Genomic DNA, 20,047 nt, shown 5'->3' on the forward strand with positions numbered 1-20,047 from the left:
GAGAAGATGCGCAGCCGATGGGTTTGCCGAAGACGGCGGTACGCGTGCAGTGATGCCCGGGGGCGCGCGCAGCGCCCGGTTGCCGGGTAGAACCCGGCACTACCTGCACTGGACTTGCCTGGACATGAACGCTAGCGTGAGGGGGATTTTTTGCCAGCAGGGGCTTTCATGAACAACGACGCTGCGCCACGCCAGCTCACTTTCCGCGCGGTGGTGCTTGCCATCGTGCTGGCGGTGATTCTGTCGGCCGCCAACGCCTACCTCGGTCTGTTCGCAGGCCTGACCATCGCCACCGCGATTCCCGCGGCGGTCATTTCCATGGGGGTGCTGCGCCTGCTTGGCGGCGGCACCATCCTGGAAAACAACATCGTGCAGACCGGTGCCTCGGCCGGCTCGTCGATCGCCGCCGGTGTGATCTTCACCATCCCCGCGCTGGTGATCATGGGCTACTGGCCGGACTTCAAGTACTGGTGGGTGCTGGGCATTGCCGGCCTCGGTGGCCTGCTGGGTGTGTTGTTCTCGGTGCCGCTGCGGCGCTCGATGATCGTCGAAGACCCGCTTCCCTTCCCCGAAGGCAAGGCCGCCGCCGAAGTGCTCAAGGCCGGTGAGAACCCCGGTCCGGGCCTGAAGATCCTGGCCGTGTCGGCGGTGATCGGTGCGTTCGTCAAGCTTGCCGCCGAAAGCGGCCTGCGGCTGATCCCCGATGCGTGGGCCACCTCGGCCTACGTGGGCAGCTCCAAGATCACCGCCTTCATCGGCACCAACCTGTCGCCGGCACTGCTGGGCGTGGGCTACATCGTCGGCCTGAATGTCGGCATCGTGGTGGTGTCCGGCTCGATCCTCACCTGGCACATCGCCATTCCGCTGTACCAGGCGTTCTTCATGAACACCGATCCGGCGCTGGCCGCCTCGCTCGCCACGGTGTCGTCCACCGAAGCCGCGTTCGCCATCTGGGGCGCGAAAATGCGCTACCTGGGCGTCGGCGCGATGCTGATCGGCGGTGTGTGGACGCTGATTTCGCTGCGCAAGTCGCTGCTGAGCGGGGTCAAGAGCGGCTTCGCCGCCGCGCGCAAGAGCGGCGGCCCGGCGCTGGCGCACACCGAACGCGACCTGCCGATGAAGTGGATGCTGGTGGCGCTGGTGGTGTTCACCCTGCCGCTGCTGGCGCTGTACCAGGCCATCGTCGGCCAGTGGCACGTGTCGATCCCGATGACGCTGATCATGATCGTCGCCGGCTTCCTGTTCGTGTCGGTGTCGGCGTACCTTGCCGGCCTGATCGGCTCGTCCAACAACCCGGTGTCGGGCATCACCATCTCCACCATCCTGTTCGCCTCGGCGGTGCTGGTGGTGTTGCTGGGCGCCGACGGCCTCAAGCCGGTCGGCGTTGGCGGTGCCCCGTTGGGCGCGGTCGCGGCGATCATGATCGGCGCGGTGGTGTGCTGCGCGGCGGCGGTGGGTGGCGACAACCTGCAGGATCTCAAGGCCGGCTACATCGTCGGTGCCACGCCGTGGAAGCAGCAGCTGATGCTGGGCATCGGTGCGTTCTCGTGCGCACTGATCATGGCCCCGGTGCTGAACCTGCTGGCCACCGCCTATGGCATCGGCGTCAAGACCGACCTGCATCCCAACGCGCTGGCCGCACCGCAGGCCAACCTGATGGCGTCGGTGGCCAAGGGCCTGTTCGGCGGTGAGCTGCCGTGGACCTTCATCGGCATCGGCGCGGTGGTGGGCGCGGCGATCATCGCGTTCGACAGCTGGCTGAAGTCGCGCAACGCGCGCTTCCGCGTGCCGGTCCTGGCCGCGGCCATCGGTATCTACCTGCCGCTGGAACTGATGGTGCCGATCTTCCTCGGTGGCCTGATTTCCTACCTGGTGGAGCGCTTCCACAAGGTGCGCGCCGATGACGAAGAAGGCCGCGACCGCGTGCACAAGCCGGGCGTGCTGTTCGCCGCCGGCCTGATTACCGGCGAGGCGCTGATGGGCATCGCGATCGCGGTACCGATCGTGGTCAGCAGCCGCGCCGACGTGCTGGCCCTGCCGTTCCACCTGCCGGCCGCGCAGTGGATCGGCCTGGCCGTGCTGTCCGTGGTGGGCTGGCTGATCTACCGCACCGGCAAGCATTCGGGCGGCAAGGTCTGATCGGGGGAGCGCTTCCCTGAAAGACTACGCTTTGGCGTAATGCTGTCCACGTAAGAAGAACGCCGCGATTCCGTTGAGGATCGCGGCATTTTTTTTGGTTCTTTCCCCCGTTGAGGGAAGCGGTTCACTGCAACGGGCGATAGCCGCGGGCGTGTGCGGCTTCGTTTGGTTGCAACGCGAGCTTGCGGGGCCCCTTGGCGGCCGGCAGGCCCTTGCGCAAATGTCCCCCGGCCGACGCCTGCGGCGACGACCTCCTCCTTTATTTTGCCAAGGACCCGCCGGCCGCGAAGGGGCCCCAACGCTCGCGGCACACCCCAACGACGCCGCCCGACCTCCCCATCCGACCATGACCCATGGCCTTTGCACCGGCCACCCCTGCGGCCCTACCATCGGCGTTTTGCCGTCCTGCGGAGACCCCGATGAAACTTCGTTACGCCCTGCTGCCGTTGTGCCTGCTGACCGCGCTGCCGTCGCTGGCCGCCACGCGTGGCCTGGATGTGCGCGACATGATCGCGCTGGATCGGGTCTCGGCCCCGCTGCTCACCGCCGACGGCGGCAACGTGATCTTCGCCAAGCGCGTGGTCGGTGCCGACAGCAAGGCCAGCACCGGCCTGTTCATCCGCAACCTGCTCACCCGCGATGCCGCACCGCCCAAGCCGCTTACCCCGGCTGGCTGGAACGTCAACTCGGCCGCGCTGTCGGCCGATGGCCAGACCGTCTACTTCCTCAGCGCCAAGGCCGGCAGCCAGCAGCTGTATGCGATGCCGGTCGCCGGTGGCGCACCGCGCCAGCTGACGGACTTCCCGGTTGATGTGGACAGCTTCCACGTCGCCCCACAGGGCGACCGCGTGGCTTTCAGCAGCGGCGTGTTCCAGGACTGCGGTTCGGACCTGGCCTGCACCAGCCGGAAGCTGGACGCACACAAGGCGCGCAAGAACACCGGTGAGGTGTTCGACAACCTGTTCGTGCGCCATTGGGATACCTGGAACGATGGCCGCCGCAACACCCTGTTCGTCGCCCCGCTGCCGGCGGCCAAGGCCGGCGCGGTGAAGGGCGCCTCGGCCATCAGCGCCACGCTGGCCGGCGATGCGCCGTCCAAGCCGTTCGGCGGCAATGACGATTTCACCTGGTCGCCCGATGGCAAGACCGTGGTCGCCGCGATCCGCGTGGCCGGCAAGCAGGAGCCGTGGTCGACCAACTTCGACCTGTACCAGCTTGATGCCGAGGGCAAGCAGGCGCCGCGCAACCTGACCGCGTCCAACCCGGCCTGGGATGCCGGCCCGGTGTTCAGCGCCGATGGCAAGACCCTGTACTACCGCGCGATGAAGCGCCCGGGCTTCGAAGCCGACCGCTACGGCGTGATGGCGCTGGACCTGGCCACCGGCAAGACCCACGAGATCGCCCCGACATGGGATCGTTCGGCCGGCGAGATCGTGCTGTCCGACGACGGCAAGAGCTTCTTCACCGGCGCCGATGACCTGGGCGAGCACCGCCTGTTCAACATCGACATCGCCACCGGCAAGGCCACGGTCGTGGCCGAAGGCGGCAGCATCGGTTCGCCGGTCATCGCCGGTACCACCCTGGCCTACACGAAGAACAGCCTCAAGAGCGGCGACCAGATCGTGGTGGCCAGCGCCGACGGCAGCAGCCCGCGCGAGATCACCCCGAGCGCCTCGCAGATGCTGCCCGACGTGGCCTTCGGTGATTACGAACAGTTCGAGTTCAAGGGCTGGAACAACGACACCGTGCACGGTTACGTGGTCAAGCCGTACAACTACCAGGAAGGCAAGACCTACCCGGTCGCCTTCCTGATCCACGGTGGCCCGCAGGGCAGCTTCGGCAATGGCTGGAGCTACCGCTGGAATCCGCAGACCTACGCCGGCCAGGGCTACGCGGTGGTGATGATCGACTTCCACGGCTCCACCGGTTACGGCCAGGCATTCACCGACGCGATCAGCCAGCACTGGGGCGACCGCCCGCTGGAAGACCTGCAGAAGGGCTGGGCCGCCGCGCAGAAGCAGTATTCCTTCCTCAACGGTGAGAAGGCCTGCGCACTGGGTGCCAGCTACGGCGGCTTCATGGTCAACTGGATCGCCGGCAACTGGAACCAGCCGTGGAAGTGCCTGGTCAACCATGACGGTGTGTTCGACCAGCGCATGATGGGCTACGCCACCGAAGAGCTGTGGTTCACCGAGTGGGAGCAGGGCGGCACGCCGTACGACAAGGCGGCCAACTTCGAGAAATTCAACCCGGTCAACCATGTGTCCGACTGGAAGAAGCCGATCCTGGTGATCCACGGCCAGCTTGATTACCGCATCCCGGTCGAGCAGGGCCTGGCCGCGTTCACCGCCGCCCAGCGCCAGGGCATCGAGTCCAAGTTCCTGTACTTCCCGGACGAAAACCACTGGGTGCTCAAGCCGCAGAACAGCGTGCAGTGGCATGACACCGTCAACGGCTGGCTGAAGCAGCACATCGGGGAATAAGTCCGATGATGACGCCGCCCTACGGGGCGGCGTTTTGTCATCGCCTTTCCTCGTAGAGCCGACCGTTGGTCGGCTGCCCGTCGAACCAACCGCTGCTCGGCTGCTCCACCGCCCCCGGAGTGCACCGATGCGGCGGTGTTCCGGTAGCCGACCAACGGTCGGCTCTACGGCGCGTTGCGACCGTCCGTTCCACGCCCCCACTCCAGGCATTCCCTTCTCGTGAAAGCACCCGCCCTGATCCAGAACGACATCGTCGTCTTCGGCCTGATCGCCGCCACCCTGGGCGCCGTGTTCTGGACCGCTTCACGCCAGCAGGGGCTGTGGAAGCGCTTCTACTCGGTCGTGCCGGCGCTGCTGCTGTGTTACCTGATCCCGGGCATCTACAACACGTTCGGGTTGATCGACGGGCAGAACACGCACCTGTACAACCCGGTCGCGCGCGACATCCTGTTGCCGGCCGCGCTGGTGCTGCTGACCCTGGCCGTGGACATCAAGGGCATCCTGCGGCTCGGCCCGAAGTTGATCCTGATGTACCTCGGTGCTTCCTTCAGCATCATGCTGGGGGCGGTGGTGGCCTTCCAGTTGATGAAGTGGCTGCACCCGGAAACGGTGGCCGGCGATACCTGGGCGGGCATGGCGGCGTTGGCCGGCAGCTGGATCGGCGGCGGCGCCAACATGCTGGCGATGCGCGAGGTGTTCGACGTCAACGCCACCACCTTCGGCCAGTTCGCGGTGGTCGATGTGGGGGTGGGGTATGTGTGGATGGCGGCCTTGATCTTCCTGGCCGGGCGCTCGGCGAAGATCGACGCACGCAGCGGTGCCGATACGTCGGGCATCGATGCGTTGAAAGCGCGCATCGAGAAGTTCCAGAGCGAACATGAGCGCGTGGCCAGCCTGACCGACCTGATGCTGATCGTGGCGGTGGCGTTTGGCACGGTGGGGCTGTCGCACGCGATTGCCGGACCGGTATCGGCGTGGTTCAAGGGGCACGTGGCGTGGGCGTCGCAGTTCAGCCTGGATGCGCCGTTCGTATGGGTGGTGGTGATTTCCACGACGTGCGGGCTGGCGTTGAGTTTCACCCGGGCGCGCACGCTGGAAGGGGCCGGGGCATCCAAGCTGGGCTCGCTGCTGCTTTACTTCCTGATTGCCTGCATCGGCATGCAGATGGATCTGCTGGCGCTGCTGGATCGGCCGTGGTTGTTCCTGCTGGGCATCATCTGGATCGCGGTGCACATCGTGCTGCTGTGGGCGTTGGCGCGGGTGTTGAAGGTGCCGTTCTTCTATTTCGCCATTGGTTCGCAGAGCAACATCGGTGGGCCGGCGTCGGCGCCGGTGGTGGCCGCTGCGTTCCATCCTTCGCTGGCCCCGGTGGGGGTGTTGCTGGGGACGATGGGGTATGCGACGGGAACCTATCTGGCTTACATCGTGGGGATTACGTTGCGGGCGATGGCTGGGCAGTGATTTATTTTTCTGCGTCTCTTTTTAGCGTTTTGTTGCTGAGGGACGTGGTGCGGGACGGCAGGGGGCAGCGGGGCACGCGTAAATCCGTCCGTGGAGCTCGTCGCAGCATCCATGCTGCTCAAGGCCCCGCTGCCCCCTGCCGTCCCGCACCCAGACAGGTCGACGCGGGCGGTGGGAAGGGTAGAGCAGGAGCAGGTGGCGCTTGGTCGCGCGCTGCATGCAGACAGGTGGTGTGAGCCGTTTTGCTTGGCTCTCTTTCTCTTATTGAGAACACACAGCGCATGCATGTAGCGTCTTTCAACGCGTCGGCGGTAGCGCAATACGCGCTGTTGCTCTTCTTTGCTCTTGAGTGTTCTGCTCTGTGCTTATCGATCCGGTCGCAGCAGAGAACAGGGGCGCGAGGGAGGGGTATCCCCCGGCGGGACCATGAGCAGCATGGATGCTGCGATGAGCCCCATGGATGGGTTCACGCGTGTCCCGCCGGGGGATACCCCTCCCTCGCGCCTCAAGCAGACGGCGAACAGAAGCGCTTCAAAAGGCTCTTAAGCGGCCAACAACCCACGCTCGATCAACCAGGCGCGCGCATCTTCTGCGTCCTGCTCGAACCACGCGCGCGTGGAGCCCAGGCGGTAGGTATAGCCCCACGCATCCATGTCCAGCATCAGACGATCGCTGCCCATGCCCGGCAACTGCCCGGCCAGCACGATCTGCAGGTAACAGGTTGCGTCTTCTTCGGGCACCGAATCGGTCGCATCGGTATGCACCAGTGCGCGTCGCTCCGGCGGCAGCACGATCAGGTGGCAGGCCTCGTGCAGCATCGAATGCACCGGCGTGTCATCGCGCACGTACACATCGCTGCCGATGATCCCCGCCTCCGGCTCGCCCCAGTAGCTGCCTGGAATCGGCGCGCCATCGGCCACGCGGTGCAGGCGCAACGCATGGGACGCCAGCAGGGCCAGCGCATCCTCGAAATGGATATCGCCAACGCAGGTCACCTGCGCGTCGGCGTGGGAAACATCAGTGGTCATGCATGCGCTTCTTTCTTGCATCGCCCCCTCCCGACAGGAAGGGGCGATGACGGCTTTACTGCTGCGGGCCTTCCGGCAAGGCTACGGAAATATCGAGCACATCGTGCTCCCCGTCCTTCACCAGATCCACCCTGACGGCGTCCGCATCGATGTTCACGTACTTCTTGATCACTTCCAGCAGCTCACGCTGCAGCAGCGGCAGGTAATCCGGGCCGCCACGATGACTGCGTTCCTGCGCGATGATGATCTGCAGGCGGTTCTTGGCCGTTTCGGCAGTGGTCTTCTTCCGGTTCAGGAAATCGAACAGTCCCATGCTTACCCTCCGAACAGCTTGCTGAAGAAGCCTTTCTTCTCCACGGTGGTGAAGCGCATCGGACGCTCTTCGCCAAGAATACGGCCTACCGCATCCTCGTAAGCCTGGCCCGCCGCCGATTCTGGATCCAGGATCACCGGCTCGCCCTTGTTGGACGCATTGAGCACATCGCCCGACTCCGGTACCACGCCGATCGCCTTCAGGCCCAACACCTCTTCCACGTCGGTGATGCTAAGCATCTCCCCGCTCTCAACCCGCACCGGGCTGTAGCGCGTCAGCAGCAGGAAAGCCGGCACGTTCTTGCCCGCCTCGGCCTTGTGCGTCTTCGAATCCAGCAGCCCGATGATGCGGTCCGAATCGCGGACCGAGGACACTTCCGGATTCACCACCACCACGGCGCGGTCGGCGTAATACATCGCCAGGAACGCACCCTTCTCGATGCCTGCCGGCGAATCACAGATGATGTACTCAAAGCCATCGGCGGCCAGATCGTCCAGCACCTTGCGCACGCCTTCCTGGGTCAGCGCATCCTTGTCGCGCGTCTGCGATGCCGCCAGCACGTACAGGTTGTCGAAACGCTTGTCCTTGATCAGCGACTGCTTGAGCGTCGCCTCACCGTGCACCACGTTCACGAAGTCGTACACCACGCGGCGTTCGCAACCCATGATCAGGTCGAGGTTGCGCAGGCCGACGTCGAAGTCGATCACGGCCACCTTCTTGCCACGCCGCGCCAGGCCGCACGCCAGGCTGGCGCTGCTGGTGGTCTTGCCCACGCCGCCCTTGCCGGAGGTGACTACGATGATTTCAGCCAAAGGACTTCTCCTGGTTCTAATTTTTTAGGGGCTGGATCAATCCAGCGCCGCGATCTTGATCTGGTCCTGTTCCAGCCACACCTGCACGGCCTTGCCGCGCAGGGTGTCCGGGACATCGTCCAGTACCTTGTAGTGGCCGGCAATTGCGACCAGTTCAGCGTGGAATTCACGGCAGAAAATGCGCGCCGTGGTGTTGCCTTGGGCACCTGCCAGGGCACGGCCCCGCAGCGTACCGTAAATGTGGATGCTGCCGTCGGCGATGACTTCAGCGCCCGCGCCAACCGTGGCCATCACTGTCAGGTCGCAGTTTTCGGCATACAGCTGCTGGCCCGACCGCACGTTGCTGGTCTGCATGCGGCCCGGCTGCGGTGGCTTGGCCGGGTCGACCGATGCCGCAGCGGCCGGCGCCGGCGCGGCAGCGCGCGCACGGCGGGCCGGCGGCTCTGGTGCGGCCGGCGGCGGTGGCGGGGCGGCCTGCACGGCCTCCAGCTCGGCGCGCTCGTACTGCGCGCGGAACTTGGCCAACAGCGGCAGGCCCAGCTGCTGGGACAGCAGCTCGGTTTCGGTGGTGCCGTAGGCCAGTGCCACCGGCAGCACGCCGGCGCCGCGCAGCCCATCCAGCAAGGCCCGTGCGGTGGCCACGTCGGGAATCTGGCTGAGGCCGCCGAAATCCAGGATCACCGCCGCGCGCCCGAACAGCTTCGGCGCACGCGCCACGCGGTCGTGCATTTCACGGGTGAGGCGTTCCACGTCCAGGGTGCGGATACGCAGGTTGGCAATGCCCACCTGGCCGATCTTCAGCTCACCGGCCTGCTCGAAATCCATGTTCGCCGCCACCTCAGGTCCCCGTCGGTCGATGCGCGCGCAGCGGCTCGCGACGATGGCCCACCCAGGGCACGTCCGGCAACTGGTCGCCGTAGGTGTCATGCACCCACTGGTAACTGCACAGGTCCTTGAGCAGCATGCTGGCACGCACGTCCACGTGGGCCATGTTGTTCTGCCCGACCTCGCGGAAGCCGAAGCTGCCATGGAACAGCAGCGCCGCGTCGGCACCGTGGTCCAGGAATACCTCGCAGGTCATCTGCGGGTAACGCAGCTCGGCGTAACTCTGCGCATCGGCATAGAACGCACGGCCGACGCCACCGCCGCGGCGGCGGCTGGCCACCACGATGCGGTCGATATAGAAGAATTTGCTGTGCAACTGCTGCTGGAACCAGGCGAAGTTGCTGCTGTCGTGCTGGCTGTCGCTGCCAAAGCCGATCAGGAAGCCGGCCAGGTTGCCGTCGCGCTCGGCGACGCGGAAATACTCAGCGGTTTCATAGAACAGGCGCAGGCGGGCGGCATCCAGCGGCAGGATGGCCAGACCGGCATTGTTGTTCAGGGCCAGGACGGAATCGAGCTCGTGCTCGCGCACGTCGCGGATGACAATCGACATTGTGACTCCGTGGGGTAACGCGGTTGGCCCAACCAGGGGCCCTGGGGCCGATTATTGCATGGGTGGCCGACGCGGGCACGTCCGGGCCCATTACTTATGTCCGAGTGCAGGGGCGCAGGTTCAGCCTAAGATGCGTCCATGCTGGGATACCTGAGCCAAACCCGAGTACTGCGACTGGCCGGCCTGTTCACCTGGGTCATGGTCGGCCTGCCCGTGGTCTACACCCAATACGAGTCGTTGCTGCGCCGCGGCGGCGACGGCGTCGATCGCTGGGCGTTGTGGCTGTTCGCGGCCTACCTGGCCTTCGGCGGCTGCTACTTCTGGCTGACCCGTGGCCTGCGCGATGGCGGCCATTCGGCCTGGTACGACCGCGCCATCCTGCTGGTGCTGACCGTCTGCGCGCTGGCGGTGAGCTTCCTCAGCGGCTCGGGCCTGGGCAGCATCCTGATGATGGTGGCCGCCGGGGTCATTCCCTGGTTGCTGCAGGTGCGCAGTGGCGTGATCTGGCTGTTGCTGAGCCAGCTGGCGGTACTGCCGGTCTACTACCTGATCCTCAACATGCCGTTGTTCGAGGCGGCCATGCAGTCGCTGCTGTACGGCGGCTTCTCCATGTTCATCTTCGTGACCAGCCTGGTCGCGCGCCAGCAGACCGACGCCCGCGAGGAGCAGCGCCGGCTCAACACCGAACTGCGCGCCACCCGCGTGCTGCTGGCCGAAAGCGCCCGGGTCAACGAGCGCACCCGCATCTCGCGCGAGCTGCACGACCTGCTGGGCCACCACCTCACCGCGCTCAGCCTGAACCTGGAAGTGGCCGGGCACATCACCGAGGGCCAGGCCCAGGAACACGTGCACCAGGCCCATACCCTGGCCAAGCTGCTGCTCACCGATGTCCGCGAGGCGGTCAGCCAGCTGCGCGACAGCGGCGCCATCGACCTGGCCGCCGCGCTGCGCCCGCTGACCGCGCAGGTGCCCTCGCTGGATATCCACCTGGACATCGAAGAACCGCTGAACGTGGAAGACCCCGAGCGCGCCCACGTGCTGCTGCGCTGCACCCAGGAAATCATCACCAATGCGGTGCGCCATGCCAACGCGCGCAACCTGTGGATCCAGGTCCGGCGCGAAAGCGAGGGCGAAGTGGTCATCCAGGCGCATGATGACGGGGTGGGCGCCGATGCCATCGTGGTCGGCAATGGCCTGCGCGGCATGCGTGAACGCCTGTTCCAGTGCGGCGGCGAGCTGCAGATTGAAACCCGTCGGGGCCAGGGCTTCCGCCTGCGCGCCTCGGTTCCCGGTGTCCCAGTGCTGATGCTGGCCACCCTTTGAAGGAGTGCGTTGATGATTCGCGTCTGCCTGGTCGACGACCAAACCCTGGTGCGGCAGGGAATCCGCTCGCTGCTGGCGCTCGACGCCGGCATCGAAGTGGTGGCCGAAGCCGCCGATGGCCGCCAGGCGGTCGAGGTGGTGCCCCAGGTACGCCCGGACGTGGTGCTGATGGACATGCGCATGCCGGTGATGTCCGGGCTGGAGGCGCTGCAGATGCTGTCGCGGCTGGGCCAGCTGCCGCCGACCATCATCCTCACCACCTTCGATGACGACCAGCTGGTGCTGGCCGGGCTGAAGGCCGGCGCAAAGGGCTACCTGCTCAAGGACGTCACCCTGGACCAGCTGGTCGGCGCGATCCGCACCGTGGCCGACGGCGGCTCGCTGGTGCAGCCGGCGGTGACCCAGCGCCTGCTGTCCGGGCTGGAGCACATGCGCAACGAGTTCGTCAGCCTGGACCGGCCGGACCCGTTGACCGACCGCGAGACCGAGATCCTGCGGCTGATGGCCAGCGGCTTCTCCAACAAGGAGATCGCCAATTCGCTGGGCGTGGCCGAAGGCACCATCAAGAACCACGTTTCCAACATCCTGTCCAAGCTCGGCGTGCGCGACCGTACCCGCGCGGTCCTGAAGGCATTCGAGCTGCAACTGGTCTGAGGCGCGCCGGGGCGCTCGGCGGCACGGTTACCGGGCGCCTTTCGGCGATAATCTGAATATCTGCGAAATCCCTTGTGCGACAAGGGATGTGACGGGTAGAGGAGGGCGTCTGGCCGAATTCGGCAAAGAAATATTGCCTATCCGCTACGTGCTGACACGCGCGATACGTTATCGTTCCGCTCCTTGTCTATGCAAAACCGCAGCTGGCATGGAAACCGGTGCGCCAATCCTGATCAACAACACCCGCGAAGCCTGCTAGGATTGGCGCTTCGCTTCAATCAACCCGGCCGTGGGATCGGCCCCGGAGACTTCTGAATGACCCGTATTATCGAGTTCCTGATCGCCTTTGGGATCGTGGCTGGCCTGTTCGTCATCATTGGCGTATGTCTGCCGGGCGAGCGCCATATTTCCGAAAGCATCGAGACCAACCGCAAGATGACGATCGTGTACGACACGGTCAGCAGCCTGCGCCGCTTCAAGGACTGGAACCCGCTCTTGCTGCGCGATCCCGCCGTTGAACTGAAGCTCTCCGGCCCGGCCACCGGTGTCGGTGCCCGTCTGGACTACAGCTCCAAGGACAGTTCGCTGGCCCAGGGTAGCTGGGTGATTACCGACGCCGAGCAGAACAAGCGCGTGGCGATCGACATCGAGGACGCCACCAAGGGTCACGACAAGAAGACCAGCTTCACCCTCGAGCCGACCGGCAAGGGTGGCCGCAACGTCAAGATCACCCAGGACTACAGCGTCAAGTACGGGTTCAACCTGTTCGGTCGCTACGCGGGCCTGTATGTCAGCCGTCACATCGGCGACGACCTGAAGCTGGGTCTGTCGCGCATGGCCAACATGCTGGCGACCGTGCCGAACATCGACTACCGCACTGCCGAAGCCCCGCTGACCGACCTGGCCATCGTGGATGTCCCGGTCGAAGACCTGCTGGTGGTCACCGCCGGCAACGTGGACCGCGGCCAGGACACCATCACCAAGTCCATCAAGGACAACCAGGAGTGGGTCAAGCGCATCATGGAGGCCAACAACCTCGAAGCCGCCGGTCCGTTCCGCATCATCACCACCGATTTCGGTGCTGAGAAGTACGCCTTCGACGTGGCCCAGCCGGTCAGGAAGAAGGGTACCGAAGGTGCGTCGACCGAGGCCTTGACGGTGAAGATCGACGGAGGTGCCCCGGTCAAGTACGTGCACGTTGCGCCGCATCGTTCGGCCCATGCCGCCTTCACCGGCCATATGGCCGGCCTGGATATCGCCCGCAACGCCCTGCGTGCGTGGGCGGTGACCAACGGCAACGAAGTGATCGACCGTCCGTACGAGTCCTGGAAGGATGGCGTGGACAAGTCGTTCACTGCCGACGGCACGTACGACATCTACTGGGCCGTCAAGTAAGCCGACGGCTGCCGTGATGTAACGCACGACTGAAAACGCGCCGCTTCCTGCGGCGCGTTTTTTTTTGCTCCGCCTGCGGAGCACACTCTCCGAAGGATGCACGCATGCTCAACCTGGAACGACGCGCACGCAAACCCTCCCTTCTGGCCTGCCTGGGCGGCCTGCTGGCGGCGACCGCCGTCGGTCTGTCGGCCTACGCCTCGCATGGCATCGCCGACCCGCTGGCCCAGTCGCACGTCAACACTGCCGCGATGTATGCGTTCGGCCATGGCGTGGCGCTGGCCGTGCTCGGCCCGACCCAGCAGAACAGCGTGGGCAAGTTGTCGCTGTACGTGCTGCTGCTGGGTACGCTGCTGTTCTCCGGCAGCCTGGTGGCCGGTGCCCTCTGGCAGCGCAGTACCGGGCTGGCGCCGGTCGGCGGCACGGCGTTGATGCTGGGCTGGCTGGCGTACGGCTTCAACGCGCTGCGGCGCTGACATGCCACGCTTCCGACGCGGCTTCGATGTGCAGGAGGCCCACGACTGGCTGAGCCGTCGTGATCGGCGGCTGGGCACCTGGATGAAGCGGCTGGGGCCGATCGATGCGCCGCCGGGCTGGGCCCGGTCGTTCGATCCGGTGGATGCGCTGGCGCGCGCGATCCTGTTCCAGCAGCTCAGTGGCAAGGCGGCGTCGACGATCGTGGGGCGGGTGGAGGTGGCGATCGGCAGTGCCCGCCTGCATACCGATACGCTGGGTCGCATCGACGATGCGGCGCTGCGCATCTGTGGTGTGTCGGGAAACAAGGCACTGGCGCTGCGCGACCTGGCCCGGCGCGAAGCGGCCGGCGAGATCCCGGACCTGCGCCGGATGTCGGTGATGGAGCACGACGCCATCATCGAGGCACTGGTACCGATCCGCGGCATCGGCCGCTGGACGGTGGAGATGATGCTGATGTTCCGCCTGGGCCGGCCGGACATCCTGCCCATCGACGACCTGGGCATCCGCAAGGGCGCCCAGCGCGTGGACAAGGCCGAGGTCATGCCCACGCCGAAGGAGCTGCATGCCCGCGGCGAGAAGTGGGGCCCGTTCCGGACCTACGCCAGCCTGTACCTGTGGCGGATCGCCGATTTCAGCGCGGACGCCAAAGAAACAACCAACCGCTCGCAGGACTGATCAGCCGTATGCCGGGCTCTGCCCGGCAGCTTCATGCCAGCCAAGAGCAGCCGGGCAGAGCCCGGCGCTACGGGGTTCAGCGCATCGCGGTCCCGGCGCGCCAGCACCAGTGCCAAGGCTCGTAGACGATGCCGTGCGGGTTGTCGCGCGGGTAGCTCAGCTGGAAGCCGAACCGCCCGGCATTGTCTTGCAGCCACGCAAACGCCGCGGTGTGTTCGAAACTCTCTTCGGCCGGCGGTTCGCCGGGCGTGCCGATATCCAGCGCGAAGCCGCTGTGGTGTTCGCTGTAGCCGGGGGCGGCATTGACCTGGAGGATGTCGGCCACGGCCAGCCCGCGCGCGCGCTTGCGCTCGAAAATGCCCAACTGGTAGGCATGGCTGCGGTAGCCGGAAATCGCATCCAGCGCGACGCCTTCGGTGGCGGCCGCCAACTGCAGGCGTTGCCAGCCGCGTGCGGCGGACCGGCGCAACCACAGGGGACGCCGGTAGCGATCGAACCCGGCCAGCTGCAGCTGCGCCGGTTCGGCCTCCAGCGCCAGCCCGGTGGCGTCTTCATAGCCGTGTGCATCGATGCCCAGCTGCGCCAGCCGTTGCTGCAGGCCGCTCAGTGGCAGCAGCGTGCTGTCGGCCACCGCGCTGCGGCCATGGGCCAGCGTGTGATGGTCCAGCGCGTCGAGCGCGGCTTCAATCCCGTCCTCGCGCATCAGCCGCGGTAGCAGTGGCAGCACGCCGTGCGCGGTGGCCACGGCCAGGTAACGGCCATCGCGCTTGCGCCGCAGCACCCAGTGCGCCTGGGCCAGCGCGCGCGCGTCGGCATTGCTGCGCGCGCGCAGCAGGCCGCCGGGCCACAGCTCGATGTCGGCGGTGTTGATCAACAGGGCAGGGGATCGGCGCATGCGCCCAGCTTAGTGCGTGCCGTGGGATGCGGCCAGCGCCTGCAGGGCGTGCAGCAGGGCGCGTGGCTGTTCCGGGCTGAGCACCAGCGCGCTGCCGTCGCGCAGCGGCAGGTACAGCACGCGGCTGGCGTCGGTGAGCAGGCAGAAGGCTTTGCTGCGATCACGCATCCGATAGTGGCCGGACTGGAAACCGGGCATGCCGTAGCCGTTGCTCTTGACCAGCGGCTTGAGGCTGCCGTGTTCGGCCAGGTCGACCACGCGCGCCTCGTCCAGGCGCATGTCCTGCACCGGCACGCGTTTGCGGTAGAACGTGCTCACCACGTCCAGCGTGCCGTCGTGCAACTGCAGGCGGCGGCGGAAGAACGCCCCGCTCAGTGCGGCGCCTACCAGCAGCACGAAGGGCAGCGTCAGCCACAGTTCGTGCGGGGTGCGCTGCGCGGCCTGCAGCGTGGTGAGGGCGATGCAGGCCATGACCAGCAGCAGCGGCACCCACAGCCACAGCAGGCGCCAGAGGGGAGCCGGGGCCACGGCGAAGTCCTTCGCCGACGCAGAGGCAGTGCTCATCGTTGCGCCTCGATCCAGGGGGCCATCTCAGGCCTCCTTCTTGAACACCAGCACCGCCGGGTGCATGGGGCCGGGCACGGTAACGGTGACCAGCTCCCATCCCAGCTGGCCCTGGCGGGTCAGCTCGGTCTGGATGTCGTCGGTCTTCATGGCGCCGCCCCAGCTGCACTTCACTTCGATGGCCAGGTAATTCCAACGGGTGCTCATCAGTTGCGCTCCTTGCTTGACTCGGATTTGGGCATGCGCCCGGCTTTGCGCAGTGCATCGCGCAGTACGTATTCGATCTGTGCGTTGGCGCTGCGCAGTTCGTCATCGGCCCAGCGCTGCAGAGCCGCAAGTACGTCGGCGTTGATGCGCAGCGGATAGGCTTTCTTCTCGGCCATGGCTCAGTACAGCGAACCGGCGTTGATCACCGGCTGGGTGCCGCGGTCCGAGCACAGCACGGTGAGCAGGTTGCTCACCATGTGCGCCTTGCGCTCTTCATCCAGCTGCACCACGCCGTTCTTCTGCAGTTCGGCCAGGGCCATTTCAACCATGCCCACCGCACCGGCCACGATCCGGGTGCGCGCGGCGATGACCGCGTTGGCCTGCTGGCGCTGCAGCATCGCCTGGGCGATTTCCGGTGCGTAGGCGAGGTGGCTGATGCGTGCATCCAGCACCTGTACGCCGGCATCGGCCAGGCGTTCGGCCAGCTCGTCCTTGAGGTGCTGGGAGATCTCGCTGGCATGGCTGCGCAGCGAACGCTGCCCCTCCTCATGCTGGTCGTAGGGGTAGCTGGTGGCCATCGCACGCAGCGCCGATTCGGACTGGATGTGCACGAAGCTCTCGTAGTCGTCCACGTTGTAGACGGCCTCGGAGGCATCCACCACCTGCCAGACGATCACCGCGGCGATCTCGATCGGGCTGCCGTCCAGTTCGTTGACCTTGAGCTTGCCGCTTTCGAAGTTGCGCACGCGCTGGCTGACTTTCCGTTTGCTGAAGAACGGGTTGTTCCAGCGCAGGCCGTTGTCCTTGACCGTGCCGACGTACTTGCCGAACAGGCTCAGCACCACCGCCTGGTTGGGTTGCACGGTGTACAGGCCGGTCAGGCTGAGCAGGGCCAGGAAGGCCAGCAACAGGCCACCGACGATCAGCGCCGGATTGGGGTTGCCGCGCTGCACCCCGGCCACGAACAGCCAGATCGCCAGCGCGGTCAGGGCCAGCACCAGCAGCAGGAAGGGCAGGCCGGACAGCGAGCGGAGAGGCTTCTCTTTCATGGCAGGGCGTCCTTGGGTGGTTTTCATTGAAGATATCAAACTGATATCAGTCCGCAAGTGCCGCCAAGCCACGCGTCGCCGCCAGGCCGTAAAATGCCCCCCCGCCCCTGATGCCCGGAAATCGCCATGACCACGCTCGGCACGCCGCTGTCTCCCTCCGCCACCCGCGTCCTGCTGCTGGGCTCGGGCGAACTGGGCAAGGAGGTCGCCATCGAGCTGCAGCGACTGGGCGTGGAGGTGATCGCCGCGGACCGCTACGCCGATGCCCCGGCCATGCAGGTCGCGCACCGTTCGCATGTGATCGACATGCTCGATGCGATGGCGCTGCGTGCATTGATCGCCCAGGAACAGCCGCACCTGATCGTGCCGGAGATCGAGGCCATCCACACCGAAACCCTGGTCCAGCTGGAGCAGGAAACCGGGCAGCGGGTGATCCCGACCGCCCGTGCCGCGCGCCTGACCATGGACCGCGAGGGCATCCGCCGGCTCGCGGCGGAAACGCTGGGTCTACCCACCTCGCCGTACCGTTTCGTGGATACCGAGGCGGAGTACCGCGCGGCGGTGGCGGCCATTGGCCTGCCGTGCGTGGTCAAGCCGGTGATGTCCTCCTCGGGCAAGGGCCAGAGCACGCTGCGCAGCGAAGCGGACGTCGCCCCGGCCTGGGAGTACGCGCAGACCGGTGGCCGTGCCGGCGCCGGGCGCTGCATCGTGGAAGGCTTCATCGACTTCGAGTACGAAATCACCCTGCTGACCGTGCGGCATGCGGCCGGCACCGCGTTCTGCGCACCGATCGGGCACTGGCAGAAGGACGGCGACTACCGCGAAAGCTGGCAGCCGCAGCCGATGTTGCCGCGCGCGCTGGCCCGCGCCGAGGAAATCTCGCAGGCGATCACCGACGATCTAGGCGGGTGGGGCCTGTTCGGCGTGGAGTTGTTCGTGAAGGGCGAAGAGGTATGGTTCAGCGAAGTGTCGCCGCGTCCGCACGATACCGGCCTGGTGACGTTGGCCTCGCAGGAGCTGAGCGAGTTTGCCCTGCACGCGCGCGCCATCCTCGGCCTGCCGATCCCGCTGATCCGCCAGAACGGCCCGTCGGCATCGTGCGCCATGCTGGCCCATGGCGAAGGCGTGCCGTTCTTCAGCAATGTCGCCGAGGCGTTGGTGCACCCCGATTCGGCGCTGCGCCTGTTCGGCAAGCCCAGCGTGCACGGCCACCGCCGCGTGGGGGTGACCCTGGCACGCGCGGAAGACATCGATACGGCGCGCAAGATCGCGCGTGAGGCCGCGGAAGCGATCGGGATCGAGCTGCGCTCCTGAGCCATGACAACGGCGGGCAATGTCCGCCGTTTCCGGGCCTGCGACGGGGCCATCGCCATACGTCCACGTCCACGTCCACGTCCACACGACCAACGGTCGTGTGCTACCGGGTTCGCGCATGCCCTACCGACGTTGACGCGGCGCGCCCGGTAGGTGCCGACCGTTGGTCGGCACGTTGGTAACCGAGGTCAGCGCACGTCCACCCACACCAGGTGGTGGTCGCTGCCGTCGGCGATCTTCGCTTCCGGGCTGTTGTTGTCCGGCCAGAACACGCCGCTGCCGACATACTCAAACCCGGTGGAGGGCAGCACGTAATCCAGTCGCATCGTGCCCGATTTCGGGCCGAAATCACCGGTGGCGTGGAATGGCGCCCCGCGCCGCACGATGCCCTTTTCCGCATACGCCAGGCTGGTCTGCTCGGCGCCCACGCTGCGCGGGGTCGGGTAGCGCAGCACGCGCGGGTTCTCGATCAGTTCCACGATCGCCTCGTGGCGGCCATCGCCGTCGACCGGGTCGTTGTTGAGGTCGCCCAGGATCACGAAGCGGGCGTCCTGCTGCAGGCCACCACACTGGCCCTTGTCGTCACACAGCCAGGGTTTGCTGCCGGCCGCCAGGTATTCCTGCCACAGCCGCAGTTCGTCGTGGTTGCGCGCGGCGTTGCGCTTCTCCGGGCCGTCGAACACCGGCGGGGTGGGGTGGGACACCAGCGCATGCACCACGCCGTTGGGCGTGGTCACCGGTACGTCCCAATGCGACTTGGACGACAGTCGCAGCTTCGACCAGACGTGGTCGTTGTAGAAGGACTTTCCAGTGCGCGGGTCGATCGGGCGCAGCGCGCCGGGCAGCGTGCTCCACTCCAGCAGCTGGAAGCTGCGCACCTTGGCTTCGTCGATGGGATAGCGCGACAGCACCAGCATGCCGTACTGACCCGGGTGCAGGCCGTAGCCCCACGCATCGTTGCCACGCGCGCGGCCGTCGCCGCCGATCTGCCCGTTGTTGTCCAGGTCCAGCCCGCTCTGCACGCCGGTGTTGACCGGGGCCAGGTAACGGTAGGCGTAGTGCAGCGGTTTGCCGCCGCCGGGTTGGGCGGTTTCCAGGTAGCGCTGCTGGAACAGGTCGGCGGCGCGGTGCGCGTCGTCGTAGTCGAACTCGTTGAGCAGCACCAGGTCCGGGCGGACCTGCTGCAGCACTGCGGCGATCTTGCGGGCGTGTTCGCTGTCGCCTTCCAGCTCGGCAATCAGCCCGCCGGTCTCGTCGCTGTACAGCGAGGTGTTGTAAGTGGCGATCCGCAGCGGCGCGGGGGCAGCTTCCTGCATGGCGGTCTTGGCGGGGGTCTGGGCGCAGGCGCTGCACAGCAGGGCCAGGGCAAGGATCAGGGGATGGGCTTTCATGCGCCTATTCTGCACCCAAGCCGGTGTCAGGGATGCGTCAGCCCCGACTTGTAACCAGAAATGTGCTGGACAGGATCCCACCCGGCCATACTATCCTCCGAGACGGGCTGTCGCTCGAATCGCCCATTCTTCAGGATATAGCGGCGATGCAATTCGGGGGGCCGCGCGCGGGTGTATTCCAGAACATTGCCCGCGCGATCCCGACGCTCTGGGTGGATGTTTGCATAGGCGACAGTCAGTCCCATGTCGTCCAGCGTCGCATCTTCCAGCCAAAGGCTGCTCTCATTCGTCAGGTAGAGCGAGATCTGAGGAACGTAATCCGATACACGGCCTTCCGTGTTGAACATAACGGCTGATACCGCCACCACATATTCTCCCGCGAGGGAGCTTTCGATCATCCGATGCGCGTACAGCACCAGGAAGTTGCCGGTC

At 66.2% G+C, this 20,047-nt stretch carries 21 protein-coding genes; 9 read left to right on the top strand and 12 right to left on the bottom strand.

The genetic code is table 11. From position 1 onward, the window contains the following. Positions 1–168: 168 nt before the first annotated feature. From AC3IR9_RS05690 to AC3IR9_RS05700, 3 genes are all read left to right on the top strand, one after another. Positions 169–2,139 carry an OPT family oligopeptide transporter gene (locus AC3IR9_RS05690; protein ID WP_489294619.1) on the top strand — a complete coding sequence of 657 codons (1,971 nt, stop codon included), beginning with the start codon at positions 169–171 and terminating at the stop codon, positions 2,137–2,139. Positions 2,140–2,558: 419 nt separating this feature from the next. After that, positions 2,559–4,622 carry a dipeptidyl-peptidase 5 gene (locus AC3IR9_RS05695; RefSeq protein WP_489294621.1) on the top strand — a complete coding sequence of 688 codons (2,064 nt, stop codon included), beginning with the start codon at positions 2,559–2,561 and terminating at the stop codon, positions 4,620–4,622. A gap of 219 nt (positions 4,623–4,841) precedes the next feature. After that, positions 4,842–6,083, top strand: a complete 1,242-nt coding sequence (locus AC3IR9_RS05700; RefSeq protein ID WP_489294623.1) for a DUF819 family protein — start codon at positions 4,842–4,844, stop codon at positions 6,081–6,083. Positions 6,084–6,625: 542 nt separating this feature from the next. Here the strand turns inward: AC3IR9_RS05700 and AC3IR9_RS05705 are convergent. The 5 genes from AC3IR9_RS05705 to AC3IR9_RS05725 are packed head-to-tail and all read right to left on the bottom strand — an operon-like array spanning position 6,626 to position 9,671. Continuing rightward, positions 6,626–7,111, bottom strand: coding sequence for a hypothetical protein (locus AC3IR9_RS05705; RefSeq protein WP_489294624.1), 486 nt, complete (start codon positions 7,109–7,111; stop codon positions 6,626–6,628). 55 nt (positions 7,112–7,166) lie between these two features. After that, complete coding sequence (gene minE / locus AC3IR9_RS05710) at positions 7,167–7,424, bottom strand: cell division topological specificity factor MinE (RefSeq protein ID WP_489294625.1); 258 nt, start codon at positions 7,422–7,424, stop codon at positions 7,167–7,169. A 2-nt stretch (positions 7,425–7,426) separates the two neighbouring features. Next, positions 7,427–8,236, bottom strand: coding sequence for a septum site-determining protein MinD (gene minD / locus AC3IR9_RS05715; RefSeq protein WP_489294627.1), 810 nt, complete (start codon positions 8,234–8,236; stop codon positions 7,427–7,429). 36 nt (positions 8,237–8,272) lie between these two features. Next, positions 8,273–9,061: a septum site-determining protein MinC gene (minC, locus tag AC3IR9_RS05720; protein ID WP_489294628.1), complete on the bottom strand. Its 789-nt coding sequence runs from the start codon at positions 9,059–9,061 to the stop codon at positions 8,273–8,275. 13 nt (positions 9,062–9,074) lie between these two features. Beyond that, positions 9,075–9,671: a GNAT family N-acetyltransferase gene (locus AC3IR9_RS05725; RefSeq protein ID WP_489294630.1), complete on the bottom strand. Its 597-nt coding sequence runs from the start codon at positions 9,669–9,671 to the stop codon at positions 9,075–9,077. 138 nt (positions 9,672–9,809) lie between these two features. Between AC3IR9_RS05725 and AC3IR9_RS05730 the strand changes: the two genes are divergently transcribed. From AC3IR9_RS05730 to AC3IR9_RS05750, 5 genes are all read left to right on the top strand, one after another. Continuing rightward, entirely contained in the window at positions 9,810–10,994 is a 1,185-nt protein-coding gene (locus tag AC3IR9_RS05730; RefSeq protein ID WP_489294631.1) for a sensor histidine kinase, read from the top strand. A gap of 12 nt (positions 10,995–11,006) precedes the next feature. Continuing rightward, positions 11,007–11,648, top strand: coding sequence for a response regulator (locus AC3IR9_RS05735; RefSeq protein ID WP_489294632.1), 642 nt, complete (start codon positions 11,007–11,009; stop codon positions 11,646–11,648). Between the two features lie 315 nt (positions 11,649–11,963). Next, a complete protein-coding gene (locus tag AC3IR9_RS05740; protein ID WP_489294633.1) occupies positions 11,964–13,043 on the top strand; it encodes a polyketide cyclase in 1,080 nt (359 codons plus the stop codon). Positions 13,044–13,147: 104 nt separating this feature from the next. After that, positions 13,148–13,519, top strand: a complete 372-nt coding sequence (locus AC3IR9_RS05745; protein ID WP_489294634.1) for a DUF423 domain-containing protein — start codon at positions 13,148–13,150, stop codon at positions 13,517–13,519. A gap of 1 nt (position 13,520) precedes the next feature. After that, complete coding sequence (locus AC3IR9_RS05750) at positions 13,521–14,195, top strand: DNA-3-methyladenine glycosylase family protein (protein WP_489294636.1); 675 nt, start codon at positions 13,521–13,523, stop codon at positions 14,193–14,195. Positions 14,196–14,271: 76 nt separating this feature from the next. On the opposite strand, the gene AC3IR9_RS05755 is transcribed toward AC3IR9_RS05750, so the two are convergent. Genes AC3IR9_RS05755 through AC3IR9_RS05775 form a run of 5 tightly spaced genes read right to left on the bottom strand, consistent with a single transcriptional unit; the run spans position 14,272 to position 16,910 of the window. Beyond that, positions 14,272–15,090, bottom strand: a complete 819-nt coding sequence (locus AC3IR9_RS05755) for a M15 family metallopeptidase (protein WP_489294638.1) — start codon at positions 15,088–15,090, stop codon at positions 14,272–14,274. Positions 15,091–15,099: 9 nt separating this feature from the next. Further along, a complete protein-coding gene (locus AC3IR9_RS05760; RefSeq protein WP_489294640.1) occupies positions 15,100–15,654 on the bottom strand; it encodes a PH domain-containing protein in 555 nt (184 codons plus the stop codon). A 27-nt stretch (positions 15,655–15,681) separates the two neighbouring features. Further along, the gene (locus AC3IR9_RS05765) at positions 15,682–15,861 is read right to left on the bottom strand and encodes a DUF4177 domain-containing protein (RefSeq protein ID WP_489294642.1); all 180 of its coding nucleotides are present in this window, start codon (positions 15,859–15,861) and stop codon (positions 15,682–15,684) included. Beyond that, entirely contained in the window at positions 15,861–16,037 is a 177-nt protein-coding gene (locus tag AC3IR9_RS05770; RefSeq protein WP_489294643.1) for a type II toxin-antitoxin system antitoxin, read from the bottom strand. The genes AC3IR9_RS05765 and AC3IR9_RS05770 overlap by 1 nt, the downstream gene beginning before the upstream one ends. 3 nt (positions 16,038–16,040) lie before the next feature. Beyond that, positions 16,041–16,910 (bottom strand): SPFH domain-containing protein, encoded by an 870-nt coding sequence (locus tag AC3IR9_RS05775; RefSeq protein WP_489294644.1) that lies wholly within the window; start codon positions 16,908–16,910, stop codon positions 16,041–16,043. A 126-nt stretch (positions 16,911–17,036) separates the two neighbouring features. On the opposite strand from AC3IR9_RS05775, the gene purT reads away from it, so the two are divergent. Further along, on the top strand, positions 17,037–18,224 hold the full coding sequence (gene purT, locus AC3IR9_RS05780) for a formate-dependent phosphoribosylglycinamide formyltransferase (RefSeq protein ID WP_489294645.1): 1,188 nt from the start codon (positions 17,037–17,039) through the stop codon (positions 18,222–18,224). A gap of 188 nt (positions 18,225–18,412) precedes the next feature. Here the strand turns inward: purT and AC3IR9_RS05785 are convergent, their stop codons facing one another. Further along, complete coding sequence (locus AC3IR9_RS05785; RefSeq protein ID WP_489294646.1) at positions 18,413–19,615, bottom strand: endonuclease/exonuclease/phosphatase family protein; 1,203 nt, start codon at positions 19,613–19,615, stop codon at positions 18,413–18,415. Between the two features lie 26 nt (positions 19,616–19,641). Continuing rightward, positions 19,642–20,031, bottom strand: coding sequence for a hypothetical protein (locus AC3IR9_RS05790; protein ID WP_489294648.1), 390 nt, complete (start codon positions 20,029–20,031; stop codon positions 19,642–19,644). Positions 20,032–20,047 lie beyond the last annotated feature (16 nt).

It is taken from the genome of Stenotrophomonas sp. GL_101 (assembly GCF_057835675.1).

What these genes read in the sequence shown, in the direction of transcription:
- AC3IR9_RS05740 (WP_489294633.1), top strand. Translation starts at nt 11,964, where the DNA reads ATGACCCGTATTATCGAGTTCCTGATCGCCTTTGGGATCGTGGCTGGC.
- AC3IR9_RS05705 (WP_489294624.1), bottom strand. Translation starts at nt 7,111, where the DNA reads ATGACCACTGATGTTTCCCACGCCGACGCGCAGGTGACCTGCGTTGGC.
- AC3IR9_RS05735 (WP_489294632.1), top strand. Translation starts at nt 11,007, where the DNA reads ATGATTCGCGTCTGCCTGGTCGACGACCAAACCCTGGTGCGGCAGGGA.
- AC3IR9_RS05745 (WP_489294634.1), top strand. Translation starts at nt 13,148, where the DNA reads ATGCTCAACCTGGAACGACGCGCACGCAAACCCTCCCTTCTGGCCTGC.
- AC3IR9_RS05760 (WP_489294640.1), bottom strand. Translation starts at nt 15,654, where the DNA reads ATGAGCACTGCCTCTGCGTCGGCGAAGGACTTCGCCGTGGCCCCGGCT.
- minE (WP_489294625.1), bottom strand. Translation starts at nt 7,424, where the DNA reads ATGGGACTGTTCGATTTCCTGAACCGGAAGAAGACCACTGCCGAAACG.
- AC3IR9_RS05695 (WP_489294621.1), top strand. Translation starts at nt 2,559, where the DNA reads ATGAAACTTCGTTACGCCCTGCTGCCGTTGTGCCTGCTGACCGCGCTG.
- AC3IR9_RS05750 (WP_489294636.1), top strand. Translation starts at nt 13,521, where the DNA reads ATGCCACGCTTCCGACGCGGCTTCGATGTGCAGGAGGCCCACGACTGG.
- AC3IR9_RS05755 (WP_489294638.1), bottom strand. Translation starts at nt 15,090, where the DNA reads ATGCGCCGATCCCCTGCCCTGTTGATCAACACCGCCGACATCGAGCTG.
- AC3IR9_RS05765 (WP_489294642.1), bottom strand. Translation starts at nt 15,861, where the DNA reads ATGAGCACCCGTTGGAATTACCTGGCCATCGAAGTGAAGTGCAGCTGG.
- AC3IR9_RS05770 (WP_489294643.1), bottom strand. Translation starts at nt 16,037, where the DNA reads ATGGCCGAGAAGAAAGCCTATCCGCTGCGCATCAACGCCGACGTACTT.
- AC3IR9_RS05725 (WP_489294630.1), bottom strand. Translation starts at nt 9,671, where the DNA reads ATGTCGATTGTCATCCGCGACGTGCGCGAGCACGAGCTCGATTCCGTC.
- AC3IR9_RS05730 (WP_489294631.1), top strand. Translation starts at nt 9,810, where the DNA reads ATGCTGGGATACCTGAGCCAAACCCGAGTACTGCGACTGGCCGGCCTG.
- AC3IR9_RS05775 (WP_489294644.1), bottom strand. Translation starts at nt 16,910, where the DNA reads ATGAAAGAGAAGCCTCTCCGCTCGCTGTCCGGCCTGCCCTTCCTGCTG.
- purT (WP_489294645.1), top strand. Translation starts at nt 17,037, where the DNA reads ATGACCACGCTCGGCACGCCGCTGTCTCCCTCCGCCACCCGCGTCCTG.
- minC (WP_489294628.1), bottom strand. Translation starts at nt 9,061, where the DNA reads ATGGATTTCGAGCAGGCCGGTGAGCTGAAGATCGGCCAGGTGGGCATT.
- AC3IR9_RS05785 (WP_489294646.1), bottom strand. Translation starts at nt 19,615, where the DNA reads ATGAAAGCCCATCCCCTGATCCTTGCCCTGGCCCTGCTGTGCAGCGCC.
- AC3IR9_RS05690 (WP_489294619.1), top strand. Translation starts at nt 169, where the DNA reads ATGAACAACGACGCTGCGCCACGCCAGCTCACTTTCCGCGCGGTGGTG.